General features: G+C 73.6%; 4 protein-coding genes. 2 read left to right on the top strand and 2 right to left on the bottom strand.

Annotation, left to right across the window (positions count from 1 at the left end; all coding sequences use genetic code 11):
* On the top strand, positions 1–691 hold a 691-nt coding region (locus FOE67_RS15910; protein WP_182664808.1), incomplete at its 5' end, for a universal stress protein.
* 163 nt (positions 692–854) lie between these two features.
* The gene (locus tag FOE67_RS15905) at positions 855–2,579 is read left to right on the top strand and encodes a cation:proton antiporter (protein ID WP_182664806.1); all 1,725 of its coding nucleotides are present in this window, start codon (positions 855–857) and stop codon (positions 2,577–2,579) included.
* 27 nt (positions 2,580–2,606) lie between these two features.
* On the opposite strand, the gene FOE67_RS15900 is transcribed toward FOE67_RS15905, so the two are convergent.
* Complete coding sequence (locus FOE67_RS15900; RefSeq protein WP_182664804.1) at positions 2,607–3,203, bottom strand: hypothetical protein; 597 nt, start codon at positions 3,201–3,203, stop codon at positions 2,607–2,609.
* 342 nt (positions 3,204–3,545) lie between these two features.
* Positions 3,546–5,075: an SDR family oxidoreductase gene (locus FOE67_RS15895; RefSeq protein ID WP_182664810.1), complete on the bottom strand. Its 1,530-nt coding sequence runs from the start codon at positions 5,073–5,075 to the stop codon at positions 3,546–3,548.
* Between the last annotated feature and the right edge of the window lie 93 nt (positions 5,076–5,168).

The following is a 5,168-nucleotide window of genomic DNA, read 5'->3' as shown; positions in this document are numbered from 1 at the left end:
GCCCGACCCCGCCACCGTGCGGTGCGCGGTGCGCCGCGGCCCCACCGCCCCGATCGTCGCGGAGGAACTCGTCCGCGCCGACGCCGACCTGCTGGTTCTCGGCGCCCACGGCGAACACGGCCTCGCCGACCTGCTGCCCGGCACCGGCAGCACCGCCGAGAACCTGCTGCGGGCCTCCCCCGTCCCGGTCCTGGTCGTCCACCGCCCCGCCGAGGCGGACTACCGCACCGTGGTCCTCGCCCTCGACGACGGCGCGGCCTCACGGGAGGCCGCCCGGCGGGCGGGGGAACTCACCCCCGACGCCTCCCACCTCGCCCTGCACGTCGCCGTCGTGCCCGGCGAGCACCTGATGCGGATGCGCGGGGTCGACGACGCCGAACTGGGCCGCCTGCGCCACACCGCCGGCCGTGAGGCGCGCGAGCGGATCGAGGCGGTGGCCGACTCCCTCCGCCCGCCGCCCGGCCGCGTCGTGCTGACCACCGGTCGCCCCCACGAGCGGGTGCCCGAATGGGCCGGGGAGCACGACGCGGAACTGATCGCCGTCGGCACCGGCACCCGGACCGCGCTCGGTTACACCCTGTTGGGCAGCGTCGCCCAACACGTGCTGCGCCGCAGCCCGGCGGACGTGCTGGTGGCCCGGGCCCCGCAGGGCGGGGGGACCGTCCCCGAGGGGGAACCACCGGACCACTGACGCCCCACCACCGCCTTCCCCCGGGTCACCGAGTGCCCCGGGGCACGAACGCCCCGGATCCCCGGTCACGGATCCCCGGTCACGGAGCCCCGCCGCGGTCCCGGCCGGTGGAACCCCGGGCACCACCGGGCACCACATCGCACGGACGGGAGCCGAGACGACCATGGAACTGCACGACTTCCCCCTGCTCGCCGCCGTTCTGGCGGTGGCCACCGTCATCGGTCTGCTCGCCACCCGCCTGCGACAACCCCTGATCGTCGCCTTCATCGGCGTCGGCATCCTGGTGGGGCCCGCCGGGCTGGGCTGGGTGGAGGCCGACGGCACGATAGAGCTGTTGGCGCACCTCGGCATCGCCGTCCTGCTGTTCCTGGTCGGCCTGCGCCTGGACCTGCACCTGGTGCGCACCACCGGGCCGATCGCGCTGGCCACCGGCCTGGGACAGGTGGTCTTCACCTCGGCGATCGGTTACGCGATCGCCCGCCTGCTCGGCATGGACAACGTCACCTCGCTCTACGTCGCGGTGGCGCTCACCTTCTCCTCCACGATCATCATCGTGAAGCTCCTCTCCGACAAAAGGGAGTTGGAGCAGCTCCACGGTCGTATCGCGGTGGGGTTCCTCATCGTGCAGGACATCGTGGTCGTCCTGGTGATGATCGCCCTGACCGCCTTCGGGCAGCGCGGTGGGGACGAGGACGCCGACGGGGAGCCGAACGAACTCCACACCGAGGTGCTGATCGTCCTCGGCAAGGGACTCGGGCTGCTGGCGGGCATCGCGCTGCTGATGAGGTTCGTGCTGCCGCGCCTCTTGGACCACATCGCCCGCTCCCAGGAACTGCTGGTGCTCTTCGGCGTGGCCTACGCCATCTCGGTCGCGGCGATCAGCGAGTGGCTGGGCTTCAGCACCGAGGTCGGGGCGTTCCTCGCCGGTGTCTCGCTGGCCACCACGCCGTACCGGGACGCGCTGGGGGCGCGGTTGGTCAGCCTGCGCGACTTCATGTTGCTGTTCTTCTTCCTCCAGCTCGGGGCGGGGCTGGAGTTCACCGACGCCGGTCGGCAGCTCGGTGAGGCGGTCGTCCTCTCCCTCTTCGTCCTGATCGGTAACCCGCTCATCGTGATCGTCATCATGGCGCTGATGCGCTACCCCGTGCGGGTGGGATTCCTGTGCGGATTGACGGTGGCGCAGATCTCGGAGTTCTCGCTGATCCTGGCGGCCCTGGGCCTGTCCCTGGGACACATCACGGGGGCCACGGTCAGCCTGATCACCGTCGTCGGTCTCATCACCATCGGCGTCTCCACCTACCTGATCATGTACTCGCACCAGATCTGGGACCGGATCGGGGGATGGTTCGAGCGCTTCCAGCGGCCCGGGGTGCGTCAACCGAACACCGATCGGGCCGGCGGTGACGTGGACGTCATCCTCTACGGTCTCGGCCGCTTCGGCGGCCACGCCGCCGACCGCCTCGACCGGGCCGGCCTGCGGGTCCTCGCGGTGGACTGGGACCCCTACCGGGTGACGAGCAACGAGCGGGAGAACGTCACGGCCGTCTTCGGCAGCGCCGAGGACATCCACTTCCTGGAGACCCTGCCGCTGTCCCGGGCCCGCTGGGTGATCAGCGCCATCCCCCGCCCCGACACCAACCTCGCCCTGGTGGACGGCCTGCGCCGGCACGGGTACGAGGGGCGGATCATGCTCACCGCCCTCACACCGCGCGACGTGGAACGGTCCCGGACCGAGGGAGTGGACATCGTCCTCGACCCCTTCGCCGAGGCCGCCGACACGGCCCTCGACGTGCTCGGCGGGGACACCCCGGGGGAACGTCCGGCCGAAGGGCGTCCGACCGGGGAGCGAGGACCCGGGGACGGTGGAGGGGGAACCCCCACCCCCTGAACCGGTGGAGCCGCCCGGGGCCCGGACTCACCCCTCGACCGGGGCCGTGCCCTCCCAGACGTGGACATCGAGGTCCAACCATCGGGGATCGGGGGAGACCCGGACGACATCCACCCGGGCCCACCGCCCCTCGGAGGTGCGGACGCACAGGGAGACGTCGTCACGGAGCTCGTCGTGCGGGACCGAATCGACGAGGGTCATGGCGTTCCGGCACAGGAGGAAGTCCGGCTCCCGTCGCTCCACCACCGCCATCCGGTGGCGGGCTTTCAGTCCGCTCCAGTTGTGGGAGTCCAGCCGCAGATCCCCTCCGACGGCCCCGGGCTCCGTCGTGACCCCCCAGTTGTCGTCCCGGGAGTCGAGGTCGATGCTGTGATCGGCCGCGAGCCGGACGGATTGCTCGCTCCGGCGCACGGTCGCGGCGGCCGGTTCCGGGTCCGGGTCCTCCGGGTCCTCGGGGTCCTCGGGGGGATCCACCACCGGCGGCTGTGTCACCGTCTCCGTGACGGTCGGGGTCGGTTCCGGCGCGCCGACCTCGACCCGGAGGGTGTCGGTGACCGCACCGATCACCGCGGTCACCAACGCGGCGAGGACCGTGGCCCCCGCCCCGATCAAGGGGTCGATCAACCGTCCGCGGTTCCGCTCCGTCGGCGGAGGCGGGTCCGCCGGTGGGGGGCCGGGCGACCCGGGCGGCTCCGGGCCGGTGTACGAGGTGCTGTTCCCCACGTTTCCCCACGTCCGCGCGCGGCACGACTGCCACCGGGACCCTCCCGGTCGGTGCGTGCCGACGACGGACACCGTCACCGTGCCGGCCCGGTCGCGCCGGCACTCCGTCAGGCGAGGGGGTTCGGGCTCTTTCCCCGAAGGCCGTCCCCCGAAGGCCGTCCCCCGAACGCCGTCCCCCGATCCCGGCCCGGGGCGTGCGCCCCGGGCTGCGCCGGCGGCGGTGCCCCGGTTCGGGCCGGCCGATCAGCCGGCGGGACGCACGGGGTCGGGGGCGCCCGGGGCGCCGGTGGGGGCGCCCCGCCCGGCCCGCTCGGCGGTGGCCGCGATGTTGCGGGCCATGGAACCGAAGACCAGGGCGTGCCACGGACTGACGCTCCACCAGTACAGGTGACCGGCCAGCCCGTGGGGGTGGAACAGCGCCCGCTGGCGGTAACGGGCCCCGGCGGGGGAGTCCTCCGCCGGCGCCGGTTCCACCGACAGCTCCAACCAGGCGAGGCCCGGCAGCCTCATCTCCGCCCGCAGCCGCAACAGCCGCCCCGGCTCGATCTCCTCCACCCGCCAGAAGTCCAGCGAGTCCCCCACCCGCAGCCGCTCGGCGTCCCGTCGGCCGCGTCGCAGTCCCACGCCGCCGAACAACCGGTCCAGCACCCCGCGTGCCGCCCAGGCGATGGGCAGGGAATACCACCCGTTGTCACCGCCGATGCCCTCGATCACCCGCCACACCGCCTCCGGCGGGGCGTTCACCGGGCGTTGGCGCACGTCCGTGTAGAGGCTGCCGCCGGTCCAGGCGGGGTCGGTGGGCAACGGTTCGCTGGGAGCGCCCGGGGTGTCGGCGGAGGACCAGCGGGTGTCCACCTCGGCGTCGTGGATGCGTTTGAGCGCCCAGCGCAGCGCGGTGTCGAAGTCGACGGGGCCCTCCGGCGGGTCCGGGATCCATCGCGTGATGTCGTTCTCCGCGCAGACCACCTCGTGCCGCAGCGACTCCACCAGCGGTTTGGCGATCGATCCGGGGACCGGTGTGACGAGGCCGATCCAGTGACTGGACAGCCGGGGGGTGAGGACGTGCACGGGCACGATGACCCGGCGCGGCAGTCCCGCCACGGCCGCGTACCGGCGCATCATCCCCCGGTAGGTGAGCACCTCGGGCCCGCCGATGTCGAAGGAACGGTTGACCTCCGGGGGCAGGTCGGCGGCCCCGAGCAGGTAGCGCAGGACGTCCCGCACCGCGATCGGCTGGATGCGGGTGCGCACCCAGCGCGGCGTCACCATGACCGGCAGGCGTTCGGTGAGGTAGCGCAGCATCTCGAAGGACGCCGACCCCGAGCCGATGATCACGGCGGCGCGCAGCACCACCGTCGGCACCCCGGAGTCCAGCAGGATGCGACCCACCTCCGCCCGGGAGCGCAGGTGGGGGGAGAGGTCGCGCTCGGGGACGTCGGCGGGGGTCAGGCCCCCCAGGTAGACGATCCGGCGCACCCCCGCCTCCCGGGCCAGTCGGCCGAACAGCCGGGCGGCGCGGCGGTCGGTGGCCTCGAAGCCGGGGCCGGTGCCCAGGGCGTGCACCAGGTAGTAGGCCACCTTCACCCCGGCCAGGGCGGCGCGCAGCGACTCCTCGTCGGTGACGTCGCCGCGAACGATCTCCACCCGGTCGGCCCACGGGTGGTCGCGGAGTTTGGCGGGGGTGCGGGCCAGGCAGCGGACGGGGCGGCCGGCGGCCAGGAGTTGGGGAACCAGACGGCCGCCGAGGTAACCGGTGGCGCCGGTGACCAGCACCGTGCCGTCGTGCCGTTCCCCGTCCCCGGTGGGGCCGGCGTCGTCCTGCGCGTTCGGGGCGCCGGCGCCGGGGGCGGTGGGGTCCGCCGGTTC

It is taken from the genome of Streptomyces calidiresistens, from assembly GCF_014141525.1.
Classification (GTDB): domain Bacteria; phylum Actinomycetota; class Actinomycetes; order Streptomycetales; family Streptomycetaceae; genus Streptomyces; species Streptomyces calidiresistens.
Note: the sequence above shows the minus strand (reverse complement) of the source record. Positions and strands in the feature narration are given on the sequence as shown.